Raw genomic sequence first — 13423 nt, 5'->3', positions numbered from 1 at the left:
GTGCCGATGGCTGCCCAGCGACGCACATCACGGACTCCCCGCGCGAACGGCACCCGTCGCAAACGCGTCTGGGGACCGTGGCAATGGGCGGGCTACTTCATCACGCTGCTGATCGTGGGCGTGCTGGCGACGCAGCTTTACTACTTCCTGCAAATCGGTTGGTGGGTGCGCTTCAATCCGCAGTCGACGGCGTTCATGCGCGCCGCCGAAGCGCGGCTTCATGAGACGGATCCGAAAGCGACACTGCGACACGAATGGGTGTCGTACGACCAGATTTCGCGCAATCTGAAGCGCGCGATCATCGCCAGCGAAGACGCTAACTTCGTCAATCACGACGGCTACGAAATCGACGCAATGCTCGGCGCGTGGGAGAAGAATCAGAAGAAGGGACGCATCGTCGCGGGCGGATCGACCATCTCGCAGCAACTGGCGAAGAATCTGTTTCTATCGAGCGAGAAGAGCTACCTGCGCAAGGCGGAGGAATTCACCATCACCTGGATGCTTGAATTCTGGATGGACAAGCAGCGCATCTTCGAGATCTATCTGAACTCGGTGGAGTGGGGCGAGGGCGTGTTCGGGGCGGAGGCGGCGGCGCGCTACTACTACGGAATTCCGGCATCGAAGCTCTCACCGTGGCAGGCTGCGCGGCTCGCGGTCATGCTACCGCGTCCGCGCTACTTCGATACGCATCGCAATTCCCCCTATCTCGCGCAACGCGCCGGGGTAATTGCGCGTCGGATGGGGGCGGCCGAGTTGCCGCAATAGCGGTTCTCAGCGATGGCCAGCGCTCGCCAGCGGTTGCCGCCTCGTCGTGGTCGGCCGGATGCGATCAATGTCGCGGCTGTGCCGCGTCCGGGATGGTTTGCGTGGGCACTTGCATGACCGTGCGCGTCGGATAAGGCAGCGAGCAGCCGACGCCCTCGACTGTCTCCTTCACGCTACGTTGCAGGTCCCAATACAGCCCCCAGTAGTTGCCCAGCAACGACCAGACGCGCACGTTCACGATCACGGCGCTGTCGCTGACCTGCTTGACCATGATTTCGGGTGCGGGCGTGTCGAGCACACGCTGATCGTCCGACACGTGCTGGCGCAACGCGCTCATCGCGGCGTCGAGGTCGTCGTCCAGCGCAATGCCGACCGTAATTTCCATCCGACGGGTCGCATTGCGGCTGTAGTTCGTGATCGGCTGTCCCCAGATCTGGTTGTTCGGCACGCAGACGTAAATACCGTCGGCATTCGTGAGTGTCGTCGTGAATAGGCCGATCTCTTCGACGGTGCCCGCCACGGTGGACCCGGCCGTCACATAGTCGCCATTGCGAAACGGACGCAGCACCAGCAGCATCGTGCCTGCGGCAATGTTCTGCAACGTGCCCTGCAGTGCCAGACCGATGGCCAGACCCGCAGCGCCGAGAACGGCAATGATGCTCGCCGTCTGCACGCCGAACTGCGCCAGCACCGCAATGATCGTAATGATGCGCACGGACCATAGCACCACCGACGCGATCAGCGGTTTGAGCGTGGCGTCGAAGTGCGGCGAGCGGCTGAGCGTTTTGTGGACGAAGCGGGACAATCGCTTCGCGACCCAAAAGCCGACCAGCAGAATCAGCACTGCCTGCAGGAACGACAAGCCGTAGTGCACGGCGTTGGCCGCCAGAAAACCTGTCACAGCGTCGAAAGACGTGAGCGGGGTAGTCACTTCCGCCATTTTTGATTTCTCCCTGTCCGGTGACGTTTCCGCGAAAACAGCCGGAAACGTCGATGAAAGCGCCGATGAAAGCGTCGAGTTGGACGCCGACGAAAGCGTGCCGACAAATGCGTCGATATCAAAGTTGACGCAAAGTGCGTAGATTGGTTCGCCGAGCTTGCCAGCCAACGCCGTCGAATCGTGTGAAATCGCGGACTTTAGGAGTATTCCTACGAACGATTCGGGTGCCGACTGACAGGGTGCGGCGAGCGTGCCGTGACGACCGGTGTGCCGCCATTGGCGTGACTGTGGCGCGGCTGCTACACTGGCGTCGCCTTGTAGCAGGGAGAACCTCGTTTGATCAATGCCTTCGTCATCCATCATGGCCGCCTGCAGCAGGTGACTTGTGACCATCCCAGCGATCTGGCCAGCGTTTCGCCGGTCTGGGTCGATCTCCACAGCGAGTCCGACGAGGAACGCCGCTGGGTCGAAGAGGCCTACAAGGTCAAGCTGCCCTCACGTGACGAAGTAACGGATATCGAAGCTTCGGCGCGATATTACGAAGACGATGACGGCGTGTTGCATATCCGCACCGACTTTCTGCTCGACGACGAAGAGCAGTCGCGCAACGTCCCTGTTGCGTTCGTGGTGGTCAAGGATCTGCTGATTTCCGTGCACGACGAAGATCTGCCGGTATTTCGACTGGTGCGTATGCGCGCGCGCATTCGTCCCGGTTCCGTGCGCGACGCCATGGACGTGCTGCTCGACCTCTACTCGACCGACGCCGAATATTCGGCCGATTCGCTCGAAGGGGTGTACGCCGCACTCGAAGAGGTCAGCAAGCGGGTGCTGGGCAAGAACCTCACCGACGCGGATGCCGCCAAGGCGCTCGAAAGCGTCGCCGCGCAGGAAGACTTGAACGGGCGCATTCGCCGTAACGTCATGGATACACGACGGGCGGTGTCGTTTCTCATGCGTGCCCGTATGCTGAAGGACGAGCAATATCAGGAAGGTAAGCAGATCATGCGCGATATCGAGTCGCTCGATAATCACACCGCCTACCTGTTCGACAAAATCAACTTCCTGATGGACGCCACCATCGGCTTCATCAACATCAACCAGAACAAGATCATCAAGATCTTTTCGGTGGCCGCCGTTGCTTTCCTCCCGCCGACGCTGATCGCCAGTATTTACGGCATGAACTTCCAGATGATGCCGGAGCTGCGATGGGAGGTCGGATACCCGTTCGCCCTGGGGCTGATGATCGTTTCGGCCATCGCCCCGTTCCTGTATTTCCGGTATCGCGGCTGGCTGGATTGATGCTTGCATGAAGTCCTGCGAAGGCCGGTGCAACGCTGGCCTTCGGAAAGTCCTCAAGGGGCGGCCCGCCGAGCAGGTAAAATGGCGGCCTTGCAGGATCGAACCAGACTCGAATCACTCTCCGTCGGATTACTACCGCCGGAACCCCGCCGGAACCCCGTCATGACATTCACCGAAGCTCTCAACGCCGCCTGGACGCGCAACAACTCGCTGCTGTGTGTCGGCCTTGACCCCGAACCGTCGCGTTTTCCTGCGCATCTGCAAGGCAAACCGGACGCGATTTTCGAGTTCTGCCGTCAGATCGTGGACGCGACCGCGCCCTTTGCCAGCGCGTTCAAGCCGCAGATCGCTTATTTCGCTGCCCATCGCGCCGAAGACCAGCTCGAACAACTGATCGCGCACATTCATGCCGATCATCCGGGTCTGCCGGTGATTCTCGACGCCAAGCGCGGCGATATCGGCAGCACCGCCGAGCAATACGCCCGCGAAGCTTTCGAACGTTATCGCGCGGACGCCGTTACGGTGAACCCGTACATGGGTTTCGATTCGCTTGAGCCGTATCTCGCGCATGCCGATAAGGGCGTGATCGTCCTGTGCCGGACGTCGAACCCCGGCGGCAGCGATCTGCAATTCCTGGATGTCGACGGCAAGCCGCTGTATCAGACGGTGGCGCGACTGGCGGCAGGGCCGTGGAATACGAGCGGTCAGATTGGCCTGGTCGTTGGCGCCACGTTCCCGACGGAGATCGCCACCGTGCGTAGCCTCGTCGGCGACATGCCGCTGCTGATTCCGGGCGTTGGCGCGCAAGGCGGCGATGTCGAGGCGACGGTGACCGCCGGCCGCACCGCCAATGGCGCAGGCATGATGATCAATTCGTCGCGTGCCATCATTTACGCAGGCCGCGACGAGCACTTCGCCACCGCCGCCGCCGCTGCGGCACAGAAGACGCGCGACAGCATCAACGCCTATCGCTGAACCGTCGCAGACCCATGCGAGGTCGGTGCCCGACGCATCGATGTGAGCACCCAAAGAAACAGCGCCTCGCGAATTCGCGGGCGCTGTTTTTTATTGTCTGCGTCGGACGTACCTGCTAACCGATCGCATACGTCGGAACTTCGGAGGCGGCACAGGCGTGACTTAGGCCGCTGCGACGCCTCCGATGCGGCAAATGCAAGCGTCGCGGTGCTTCGGGTTGCGTTGGATTACGCTTCACCCTTATCGAGCAACTCGATCACGCCGCGCAGCGCGTATTGCGCCGCCTGACTGCGCACCTGCGTGCGGTCGCCCTTGAAATGCTTCGTCTCGACGATAGTGGTGACGCGATTGCTCCAGCCGAAGCAGACCATGCCGACCGGCTTGTCGGCCGTCCCGCCACCGGGGCCAGCCACGCCGGTGATGGACAGCGAGATTTGCGCTCGGCTGTTGAGCAGCGCCCCTTCGGCCATGGCACGGGCTACCGGTTCACTCACTGCGCCGTGTTTGTCGATCAATTCGGGCGGCACGCCGATCATCTCGGACTTGGCCTGATTCGAGTACGTCACGAAGCCGCGCTCGAACCAGTTGCTGCTCCCGGAGATGTCGGTGATGGCCGCAGCGACGAGGCCGCCGGTGCACGATTCGGCCGTTGCCAGCAGCAGGCGCTCATCGCGCAGACGGTTGCCGACTTTCACCGACAATTGGGCCAGAAGATTTTGTTCGGAAACCACGGGGCGACGCCTTCAAAAATTCAGATCGAGCGCCAGAGCGCAATGACGAGCAACGTGCAGAATGCGGCGACCAGATCGTCCAGCATGATGCCGAGACCGCCCTTGACGGTCCGGTCGAAGTAGCTGATCGGCGGCGGTTTGACCGCATCGAAGAAGCGGAACAGCACGAACGCGACTAATTGACCGACGAAGCTCGCGGGCGTGATGAGCAGCAACACGATCCAGAACGCGACGATCTCGTCCCACACGACAGCGCTCGGGTCCTGCACGCCAAGCTTGCGTGCGGTAAAGCCGCAGATCCAGATGCCGCCGATGATGGCGGCGGCGATCAGCACCGCCCAGCCCGTCACCGTCAGATACAGGTTCAGCACCAGATATGAGGCCCAGCCGAAAAGCGTTCCCACCGTGCCTGGTGCGAACGACGACAAGCCCGTGCCGAAGCCGAGCGAAAACAGATGGACGGGGTGCGACAGCAGGAAACGCGAGTTCGGCCGGCGCGGGCCGCTGCCCGGATTGACGGCGGCCGGTTGATCAGTGCTCATTGGAAATGGTCGAAACTTTTGAAATCGGCAGCGACGCTTGCGCCCGTATTGTCATGGAGATGCAGCATCGTTCGGCGCGCGTCGGGAAGCGCTATTGTACCGATACGAGTGACACGTATCCCGAGTTCGTCGCCGATCACGTCGATTCGCCCGCGTTGTGTGACATCGGCGCAGAAACAAAGCTGGTAGTCGTCGCCTCCGGCGAGCGTGCAAAGCCGCTGAATGTCTGAGGACTGCGTGCCGAGCAAATCCGAGCGTGGCAGCGCATCGACATCGATGCTCGCGCGCATCGAGGATCGTTCGAGAATATGCCCGAGGTCGCCGATCAGGCCGTCCGAGATATCCAGCGCAGCGCGCGCCACACCGCGCAATGCCAGCCCGAGCTTCACTTGCGGTTCCGGCCAATCCATCGCCCGGCGCACGAGCGCGAGTTCACTCTCCTGCAACGACCATTCGCCGCGCAGCGCGCCGAGCGCGAGGCGCGCATCGCCAAGCGTGCCGGAGACCCAGATGTCGTCCCCCGGTTGCGCCGCATCCCGACGTAGCGCCTGTGCGCCGGGCACGCTGCCAAAGACCGTCACGCAGAGATTGCGCGGGCCGCGTGTCGTGTCGCCGCCGACGAGCGGGCAAGCGTAACGGTCCGCGAGTTCGGCGAGGCCCTCCGCAAACGGACCGAGCCACGCCGGATCGCTGTCGGGCAACGCAAGCGCCAGCGTGAACCCCAGCGGTCGTGCGCCCATCGCGGCCAGATCCGAAAGGTTCACGGCGAGCGTCTTGTGGCCGAGCGCACGGGGATCGACATCCGCAAAGAAATGGCGGCCTTCCACGAGCATGTCGGTCGAGATCGCCAGTTGTTCACCCGCCGGCGCACGCACCAGAGCGCAATCGTCGCCGATACCGAGCGTCACATGCTCGCCCTGGTGCGTTGCTCCCGCAAAGAAGCGGTCGATCAGCGAAAACTCGGACAGCGACGACGAGGTGGGATGTGAGGTCATGGGCAACGAGGCAGTGATACGACGCAAACCCCTATTCTAAGAGGGCGTGGTGGGTTTCCCAAGCGGGTAAGCGGGCTTGGGCTCCGTTTTCGGATGCCTTCTCATGCCGGTCTCGGACAACACCCTACCGGTTTTTCATCCGTTGTCCGAAAACGCGCTCAATGCTGCAATGCAGCGTTGAGTTTGCGCCGGATATTCGCCACTATCGGGTTGGAATTGCTTCACTGCGAGCGTCGCCGTTATCCGTTTTTTGCATAAATGACGTGAATAAATAGGGCTACAATTCGCACTGAAAATTTGACCCTCCTGTTCGCCAAGAGCTTCCCCTCATGCCCACGCCGATCGATCCGAAACTGCGCGAAGCTGCGCTCGAGTATCACGAATTCCCCACCCCCGGCAAAATCGCTATCGCGCCGACCAAGCAGTTGTTGAACCAGCGCGATCTGGCGCTGGCGTACTCGCCGGGCGTCGCGGCGGCGTGTGAGGAAATCGTCGTAGATCCGCTCAATGCTTCGCGCTACACGGCGCGCGGCAATCTGGTCGGCGTGATTACGAACGGCACCGCCGTGCTCGGCCTTGGCGATATCGGGCCGCTGGCGTCGAAGCCGGTGATGGAAGGCAAGGGCGTGCTGTTCAAGAAGTTCGCCAATATCGATGTGTTCGACATCGAGATCGCGGAGAAGGACCCGGAGAAGCTGGTCGACATCATCGCGGCGCTCGAACCGACGTTTGGCGCGATCAACCTCGAGGACATCAAGGCCCCCGAATGCTTCATCGTGGAACGCAAGTTGCGCGAGCGCATGAAGATTCCGGTCTTCCACGACGATCAGCACGGCACGGCCATCGTGGTGGCGGCGGCGCTTATTAACGGGTTGAAGGTCGTTAACAAGGACCTGGCATCGGTCAAGGTCGTGACGTCGGGCGCAGGTGCGGCAGCACTCGCCTGTCTGGATCTGCTCGTGGACATGGGGCTGCCCATCGAGAATATCTGGGTGACGGATCTGGCCGGGGTCGTGTACGAGGGGCGTACCGAACTGATGGACCCCGAGAAGATTCGCTTCTCGCAGAAGACGGAAGCCCGCGGTCTGGCCGACGTGATCGGCGGTGCCGACGTGTTCCTTGGGTTGTCGGCCGCCGGTGTGCTGAAGCCGGAAATGGTGAAGACGATGGCGGATAAGCCGCTGATCTTCGCGCTGGCCAACCCGAATCCGGAAATCACGCCGGAACTGGCGAAGGAAGTGCGTCCGGATTGCGTGATGGCGACGGGACGCACGGACTATCCGAACCAGGTCAACAATGTGCTGTGCTTCCCGTTCATTTTCCGTGGCGCGATCGACGTCGGTGCGACGACGATCACGCGTTCGATGGAAATCGCGGCCGTGAACGCGCTCGCCGAGTTGGCGCGTCAGGAGCAGAGCGATATCGTGGCTTCGGCGTACGGCATCAAGAACCTGTCGTTCGGCCCGGAATACCTGATTCCGAAGCCTTTCGATCCTCGTCTGTTGGTGAAGGTCGCCACCGCCGTGGCCGAAGCCGCGATGGCGGCCGGCGTGGCAACGCGCCCGTTGGCGGACATCGACGCCTATTCGCAGTCGCTTCAGCAGTTCGTGTATCACAGTGGCGGTCTGATGAAGCCGCTATTCTCGGTGGCGCGTAGCGTGCCGGCCGATAAGAAGCGCATCGCCTTCGCCGAGGGTGAAGAGGAACGTGTGCTGCGCGCCGTGCAAGTGCTCGTGGACGAGCGCGTCGCAACGCCAGTGCTCGTGGGTCGCCCGGCCGTGATCGAGCATCGCATACAGCAATATGGTCTGCGCCTCACGCCTGGCGTCGACTTCACCGTGGTCAACCCGGAACACGACGAGCGCTATCGCGATTACTGGGAAACGTATCACCGTCTGACGAATCGCAAGGGCGTCACGGCGTCCTACGCGCGCGTGGAAATGCGCCGCCGCACGACGCTGATCGCGGCCATGCTGGTGAGCAAGGGCGAAGCGGATGGCATGATCTGCGGCACGGTCTCGACGCCGGGACGTCATTTGCACTTTATCGACCGTGTCATCGGCAAGCGTGAAGGCGGCAACGTCTATGGCGCAATGAACGCGCTGGTTCTGCCGAATCGTCAGCTCTTCCTGGTCGACACCCACATCAATCAGGACCCGACGGCGGAGCAACTAGCCGAAATCACGCTGATGGCTGCGGACGAGATTCGTCGCTTCGGTATCCAGCCGAAGGTCGCGCTCCTGTCGCATTCGAACTTTGGTACGAGCGATGCGATTTGCGCCCGCAAGATGCGCGAAACGCTGGAGATCCTGCAGGAGCGTGCGCCAGAATTGGAGGTTGACGGCGAAATGCACGGTGATTGTGCATTGGACCCGGAGTTGCGCGCGCGCATCATGCCGGATTCGACCCTGACCGGCGCGGCCAACTTGCTGGTAATGCCGAATATCGACGCCGCCAACATTGCCTACAACCTGCTCAAGACCGCTGCCGGTAACAACGTGGCGATCGGGCCGATTCTGCTGGGTGCGGCAAAGCCGGTGCACATTCTGACCGAATCGGCGACGGTGCGTCGCATTATCAATATGGTGGCGCTGGTCGTGGCCGACGCAGCCGCGCAACAACAGGGACGGTGAACCGACGAAGCTCGATCGACTGGTTCGAGCGGGCCGAACCGGCAGCGCAGACCGAGGCGACTGATTTAACGTCAGCACCCGGTGGTTCGCAGCGGTTTGGTCCCCGTTAGCGGATATAAGAAAGAAACGCCGCGCCCCTTCAGGCGCGGCGTTTTGTTATGAGGGCGATGCATTTTTTGGCATCGTATATCTCGATGTGTGTGCTTACTGTCGTGAAAATCCTTGTGTTTTCGTGAATTTGTTGAGTAGTTTGGTTGCAAAATGTAAGCCGACATTGATTCTGATGACCAATAGCGATAATCTTACGGCTTCACCCACCAGAACGGGCCGGTAGCGCAACGCCGCGCCGGGCGACAGCTAGCTATGACAATGGCACGTTGGCTTCATCGGAGCATCGTGGCACTGGCTGCGGCGGGAAGTGTCTTTCTGGGGGCTAACGCTGTGGCGCGCGAAACCGCGCCATACGTCACGGATCAAACAGCAACGGTCTCCGTTGCCGAGTTGCCTCGCGAAGCGCAGCGCACGCTGACGCTGATTGCCCAGGGCGGGCCGTTTCCCTATGCCAAAGATGGCATCACGTTCGGGAACTACGAAAAGCGCCTGCCCAAAATGCCGCGTGGCTATTACCATGAATATACGGTGCCGACTCCCGGTGCCCGCAATAGAGGTGCCAGGCGCATCATCTGTGGCGGTAACCAACGTGCGGTCGAGCCGTGTTACTACACCCAAGACCACTACAACAGCTTTAGACGAATAAGGGAATGACAGCAGTATGAGTGAGCCGGTTTTCGCACAAGAACGCGGGAAAGATCTTATGGCAGATCCATTCGGTGCGGGCGAGGGCAACTTGTTCAAGCAGGTGCTGGGCCTGCATGCTGTCGCGCGGGCTGGCCATCGCCGTAGCCTATCGGAAGAGGGAGATATGAGTCTTTTCCAGGCCGTGAGGCCGAACATCGTGCAGTCGATCCGTGCATTCCGCGTGCCGGAACTGGCGGCGGAAGCCGAGCGGCTCGGACAGCACTTCCTCTATGCCAATTGCTCGCATGCACAAAGCAAGGCGGAAGTGCTCGGGACGATCGCCACATCGTTCCTCTTCCCGAAGCATTTCGGAAAGAATTACGACGCGTTGCATGATTGTCTGACCGATCTGGTCGCCCACTGCGGGCCGCAACCCGGGTTTGTCGTCGTGCTGGAAGGCTTGCCGGTCGTCACCAAATTCGACAAGGATGGCCGCGAGACCCTGCTTGAAGTGTTTCGCGATACCGCCGAGTTCTGGAGCGAGCGTCGCGTGAGCTTCCGCGTTTTCTACTCGTTTGCCTAAGACTCACGTATCGTCTGACGGAAAACGTCCCCAAAACGCCCGTGAAAGGTCCGCGAACATCGCTTTGTCGCGGATAACGGCAGGTTCCCCGCGGTTTCTGTAGGCGAAGCGCAAGAAAAAGGTCCGCACTGCGGACCTTTTTCGTTTCCGGCCGTTCGTTGCAAGTCAGCCGGTGTGGTTGCGGCCGAGGAACTGTTGAGCCAGTGAAGCCAGATCCAGCGAGCCTTGCGGCAGCGAGCCGTTCGGCGTCAACTGATTGACGACCTTGGGCAGCAGATCCGACAACTCCTGTGCCGCTTCGCTTTCCGAGACGCCCGCCGAGCTTGCCAATTGCTGTAACTGACCGCCGGGGCCGAGCGCTTGCGCGACCTGGTCGGCCCTGACCGCCTGATTGGCACCCGTGCCGACCCAGGAGTTAACGGCTTCGCCCAAGCCTCCCTGGTTCAGCACTTGCGCCAGACCGCCCAACCCGCCGAGTTGTCCTAGCAGACCGCCATCCGGTGCCCCCGGTGCACCTGCCGCAGGCGACTGTGCGCCGCCGAGTAGTCTGCCAAGTAAATCGCCCAGACCGCCCGCACCACCGGCACCGCCTGCCGCGCCGCCACCGAGCATGCCGCCAAGGGCGCCACCGAGGCCGCCGAGCAAACCTCCGCCTTCACCACCCTGACCCTGAGCGCCACCCGAGCGGCTGGCAATCATCGCCAGCAAGCCCATCAGCAACATAGTCTTCGTGCTGAAACCGCCGCCACCGGCCTGATTGCCGGACCCACTACCGAGAATGTTGTCGAGGATACCCATGACGATTACTCCTTAAGGCTTGTGAGGCCGTTTTCTCGAATCATCGATGCTTACCATCCGCCCCAGCGAGCGGCCAATGCAGCGAGGACTGCCATGCCCGCCGTTTCGGTCCGAAGAATGCGCTCGCCAAGACGGATGGCCGAAAATCCGGCCTGCCGCGCGAGCGCTTCCTCCTGAGGTGCCAGCCCACCTTCGGGGCCGAAGAGCAGAACGCCAGGCGCGGACGGCACGTCCAGCGGTAGCGAATCGAATCCGCTGTCTGCTCGAGGTGACAATAGCACACGCCATCCCTCACTCTTTATGACATCCCTGTCACCGAGCCATGCCGTAATCGGACGGATCGGCAGCACCTTCGGCACTCGATTTCGTCCGCACTGTTCGCACGCGGCTTGCACTAGCGCTTGCCAGTGCGCGACGCGTTTGGCGGCGCGCTCCCCTTCTAGGCGAATGACCGAACGTTCCGTCGCGAGCGGTTGAATTTCCGTCACGCCGAGCTCGATGGCTTTCTCGATGAGCCAGTCCATTTTGTCGCCGCCTGCGATGCCTTGCGCCAACGTAATGCGATAGGGGGGCTCGGCTTCGCGACGGTCGTGCTCACCCAGCTGCGCCGTCGCGTGACGCTTTTCCAGCGTCGTCAGTACTGCGGGATATTCGCCGCCCGTGCCATTGAATAGCGTGAGCGTATCGCCTGTCTTCAGGCGCAGGACCTGGGCGTGGCGAACGACCGAGTCCGGAAGGTCGAGGAGGGCGCCGGCATGCAGCGGCGCATCGATGAAAAAGCGAGGCATTCGGGCGAGCGGGCGTGGGTGAGGAGGAGGGTGAGGATGGCGGCCGATGGTGGCGTCGGTGACAGAAGCATACCCCAATGTGTCCCGACGCCTGACGTTGGCGTGCGCGCAGATGGCTTCAACTGCGAGGTGCAACGGGCCGGGCGAAGCCCCACCGGTAACCGTCCGGGTCTTCCAGTTGGCAGAAGCGATCGCCCCAGAACTGATCGCTCGGTGGCATCAGTCCCTTGGCGCCGGCAGCGGTCGCACGTGCGTAAAGCGCGTCGACATCCTCAGTGTAGACATAGAAGCTCTGCGGCGCCTCAACGCCCGAGGTGCGCGGCGTGCGCGCGGTCGTCGCGAACGCGCCTTCGGGGGCGAACATCAGGATCAACTGTCCCTGATAGAACATTTCGACGTGCATCACCGCGCCGTCGTCGTCCACCATGTCATGCACGGAAAAGCCGAAGGCCTGCTCGTAGAACGTGGCGGACGCGCGCGCATCGCGAACGGTCAGATACGGCGTGAGCCACGGTACGTGAGAGGGGCGGGGATCGGACATGGGTCTGCTCCGTTGGGGGCGTCGGCGAGCGAAATCGATGGGAGGCCGGCGGTCCTGGCAAGTTCCCAATATACAAGGAACGCGTATCCGCTTCATCCGCTGCGCACAATGGCGCAGCCGATCATGTCCGACCAGCGTCGAACGACTGACGGCGTCGGGCATTACGAGCCGATGGGACCGAGGATGGCGCTCAATTCCGGCGGGATATCGAAGAGCGCGGCGTGACGGGTCGGCGAATAGTGGCGCACCCCTTGGAGCGCCACTGACGACGAATTCTCCGTCAGTGCGGCGACATCGCTCGCGTTGAGTGAATGACTGGCAATCGCGAGGGCCCATTGCGTGCCGTAAAGCGGGACGTAGGCGGTCATCGGTAAGACGCATGCGAACACCGAACGCAGCGCGTCGAGCATGCGACGCACTTGCGCGCCTTCGTACCACGGCGCACCCAGTTGCAGGGCGATGCCGCCGCGTGGGCCAAGCAAGTCGCGGACTTTCGCGAAGAATGCTGCATCGTGCAGCGAAGCCGCATTGCCGTCGGCTTCCGTCAGATCGAAGAGGATGGCGTCGAAGTGCTCGCCGCATGCCAATGCCGCGTCGACAAGATCCCGTGCGTCGCCGATGGCGAGCGTGGTGCGGGGATCGTCGAATGCGCCATCGGCCAGCGCTGGCATGTACTGAAGAATGGCGGCGGGCACCTGCGCGTCGAGTTCGGCAACGACCACTTCCAGCACACTGGCATGCCGCAGCGCTTCGCGCGCGGAGCCGCCGTCCCCGCCGCCGAGGATCAGCACGCGTCGCGCGTTGCCGTGCGCGAGCAGCAGCGGATGCACCATGCACTCATGACAGATGTGGGCGTCGGCCAGCGACGCCATGAATCGGCCGTCGAGCCGGTAGGCGCGCCCGAGTTCGCCGAACGCTGGCAAATCCACGATCTCGATGTGCTGATGAGGTGACGTCGTGGCGTAAACCGGCATCGCGGCGAACGTGTAGCCTGCCCACGGCCCGAGCGGCGCGCCGTAAGACGTTGTCAGTTTGGCGGGCGAGGCCGCCGGGGTGCCGGATTGGCTGGCGGAGGTGTCGTGTTTTTCGGGCATT

The 13423-nt window shown here is 62.1% G+C and carries 14 protein-coding genes; 6 read left to right on the top strand and 8 right to left on the bottom strand.

The features are described from left to right. Window positions 1-6 precede the first annotated feature (6 nt). Window positions 7-765, top strand: a complete 759-nt coding sequence (mtgA, locus tag MB84_RS21530) for a monofunctional biosynthetic peptidoglycan transglycosylase (RefSeq protein WP_046293126.1) — start codon at window positions 7-9, stop codon at window positions 763-765. A gap of 64 nt (window positions 766-829) precedes the next feature. On the opposite strand, the gene MB84_RS21525 is transcribed toward mtgA, so the two are convergent. After that, window positions 830-1705 carry a mechanosensitive ion channel family protein gene (locus MB84_RS21525; RefSeq protein ID WP_046293125.1) on the bottom strand — a complete coding sequence of 292 codons (876 nt, stop codon included), beginning with the start codon at window positions 1703-1705 and terminating at the stop codon, window positions 830-832. 336 nt (window positions 1706-2041) lie between these two features. On the opposite strand from MB84_RS21525, the gene corA reads away from it, so the two are divergent. After that, complete coding sequence (gene corA / locus MB84_RS21520; protein ID WP_046289829.1) at window positions 2042-3004, top strand: magnesium/cobalt transporter CorA; 963 nt, start codon at window positions 2042-2044, stop codon at window positions 3002-3004. 162 nt (window positions 3005-3166) lie between these two features. Next, a complete protein-coding gene (pyrF, locus tag MB84_RS21515; RefSeq protein WP_046289828.1) occupies window positions 3167-3979 on the top strand; it encodes an orotidine-5'-phosphate decarboxylase in 813 nt (270 codons plus the stop codon). Between the two features lie 227 nt (window positions 3980-4206). Here the strand turns inward: pyrF and MB84_RS21510 are convergent, their stop codons facing one another. Genes MB84_RS21510 through thiL form a run of 3 tightly spaced genes read right to left on the bottom strand, consistent with a single transcriptional unit; the run spans window position 4207 to window position 6247 of the window. Next, the gene (locus tag MB84_RS21510; RefSeq protein ID WP_039393234.1) at window positions 4207-4710 is read right to left on the bottom strand and encodes a CinA family protein; all 504 of its coding nucleotides are present in this window, start codon (window positions 4708-4710) and stop codon (window positions 4207-4209) included. A gap of 20 nt (window positions 4711-4730) precedes the next feature. Continuing rightward, a complete protein-coding gene (locus tag MB84_RS21505; protein ID WP_046289827.1) occupies window positions 4731-5252 on the bottom strand; it encodes a phosphatidylglycerophosphatase A family protein in 522 nt (173 codons plus the stop codon). Next, window positions 5249-6247: a thiamine-phosphate kinase gene (gene thiL / locus MB84_RS21500; RefSeq protein ID WP_046293124.1), complete on the bottom strand. Its 999-nt coding sequence runs from the start codon at window positions 6245-6247 to the stop codon at window positions 5249-5251. Before thiL ends, MB84_RS21505 begins: the two co-directional genes overlap by 4 nt. A 329-nt stretch (window positions 6248-6576) precedes the next feature. On the opposite strand from thiL, the gene MB84_RS21495 reads away from it, so the two are divergent. The 3 genes from MB84_RS21495 (at window position 6577) to MB84_RS21485 (ending at window position 10201) form a co-directional block, all read left to right on the top strand. Then, on the top strand, window positions 6577-8880 hold the full coding sequence (locus tag MB84_RS21495; protein WP_046289826.1) for an NADP-dependent malic enzyme: 2304 nt from the start codon (window positions 6577-6579) through the stop codon (window positions 8878-8880). Window positions 8881-9249: 369 nt separating this feature from the next. After that, the gene (locus tag MB84_RS21490) at window positions 9250-9645 is read left to right on the top strand and encodes a guanyl-specific ribonuclease (protein WP_046293123.1); all 396 of its coding nucleotides are present in this window, start codon (window positions 9250-9252) and stop codon (window positions 9643-9645) included. Between the two features lie 7 nt (window positions 9646-9652). Further along, the gene (locus tag MB84_RS21485) at window positions 9653-10201 is read left to right on the top strand and encodes a barstar family protein (RefSeq protein ID WP_046289825.1); all 549 of its coding nucleotides are present in this window, start codon (window positions 9653-9655) and stop codon (window positions 10199-10201) included. Window positions 10202-10366: 165 nt separating this feature from the next. Here MB84_RS21485 and MB84_RS21480 read toward each other — a convergent pair whose 3' ends face one another. From MB84_RS21480 to MB84_RS21465, 4 genes are all read right to left on the bottom strand, one after another. Next, window positions 10367-10999, bottom strand: a complete 633-nt coding sequence (locus MB84_RS21480) for a YidB family protein (RefSeq protein WP_046289824.1) — start codon at window positions 10997-10999, stop codon at window positions 10367-10369. A gap of 50 nt (window positions 11000-11049) precedes the next feature. Beyond that, on the bottom strand, window positions 11050-11787 hold the full coding sequence (locus MB84_RS21475; RefSeq protein WP_046289823.1) for a 16S rRNA (uracil(1498)-N(3))-methyltransferase: 738 nt from the start codon (window positions 11785-11787) through the stop codon (window positions 11050-11052). 118 nt (window positions 11788-11905) lie between these two features. Beyond that, window positions 11906-12328 (bottom strand): VOC family protein, encoded by a 423-nt coding sequence (locus tag MB84_RS21470; protein WP_046289822.1) that lies wholly within the window; start codon window positions 12326-12328, stop codon window positions 11906-11908. Between the two features lie 161 nt (window positions 12329-12489). After that, entirely contained in the window at window positions 12490-13422 is a 933-nt protein-coding gene (locus MB84_RS21465; RefSeq protein ID WP_052652666.1) for a spermine/spermidine synthase domain-containing protein, read from the bottom strand. Window position 13423: the final 1 nt, after the last annotated feature.

This window comes from Pandoraea oxalativorans, from assembly GCF_000972785.3.
GTDB classification, from domain to species: Bacteria; Pseudomonadota; Gammaproteobacteria; order Burkholderiales; family Burkholderiaceae; genus Pandoraea; species Pandoraea oxalativorans.
The sequence above is the reverse complement of the archived record's forward strand: the minus strand, read 5'-3'. Positions and strand labels throughout refer to the sequence as shown.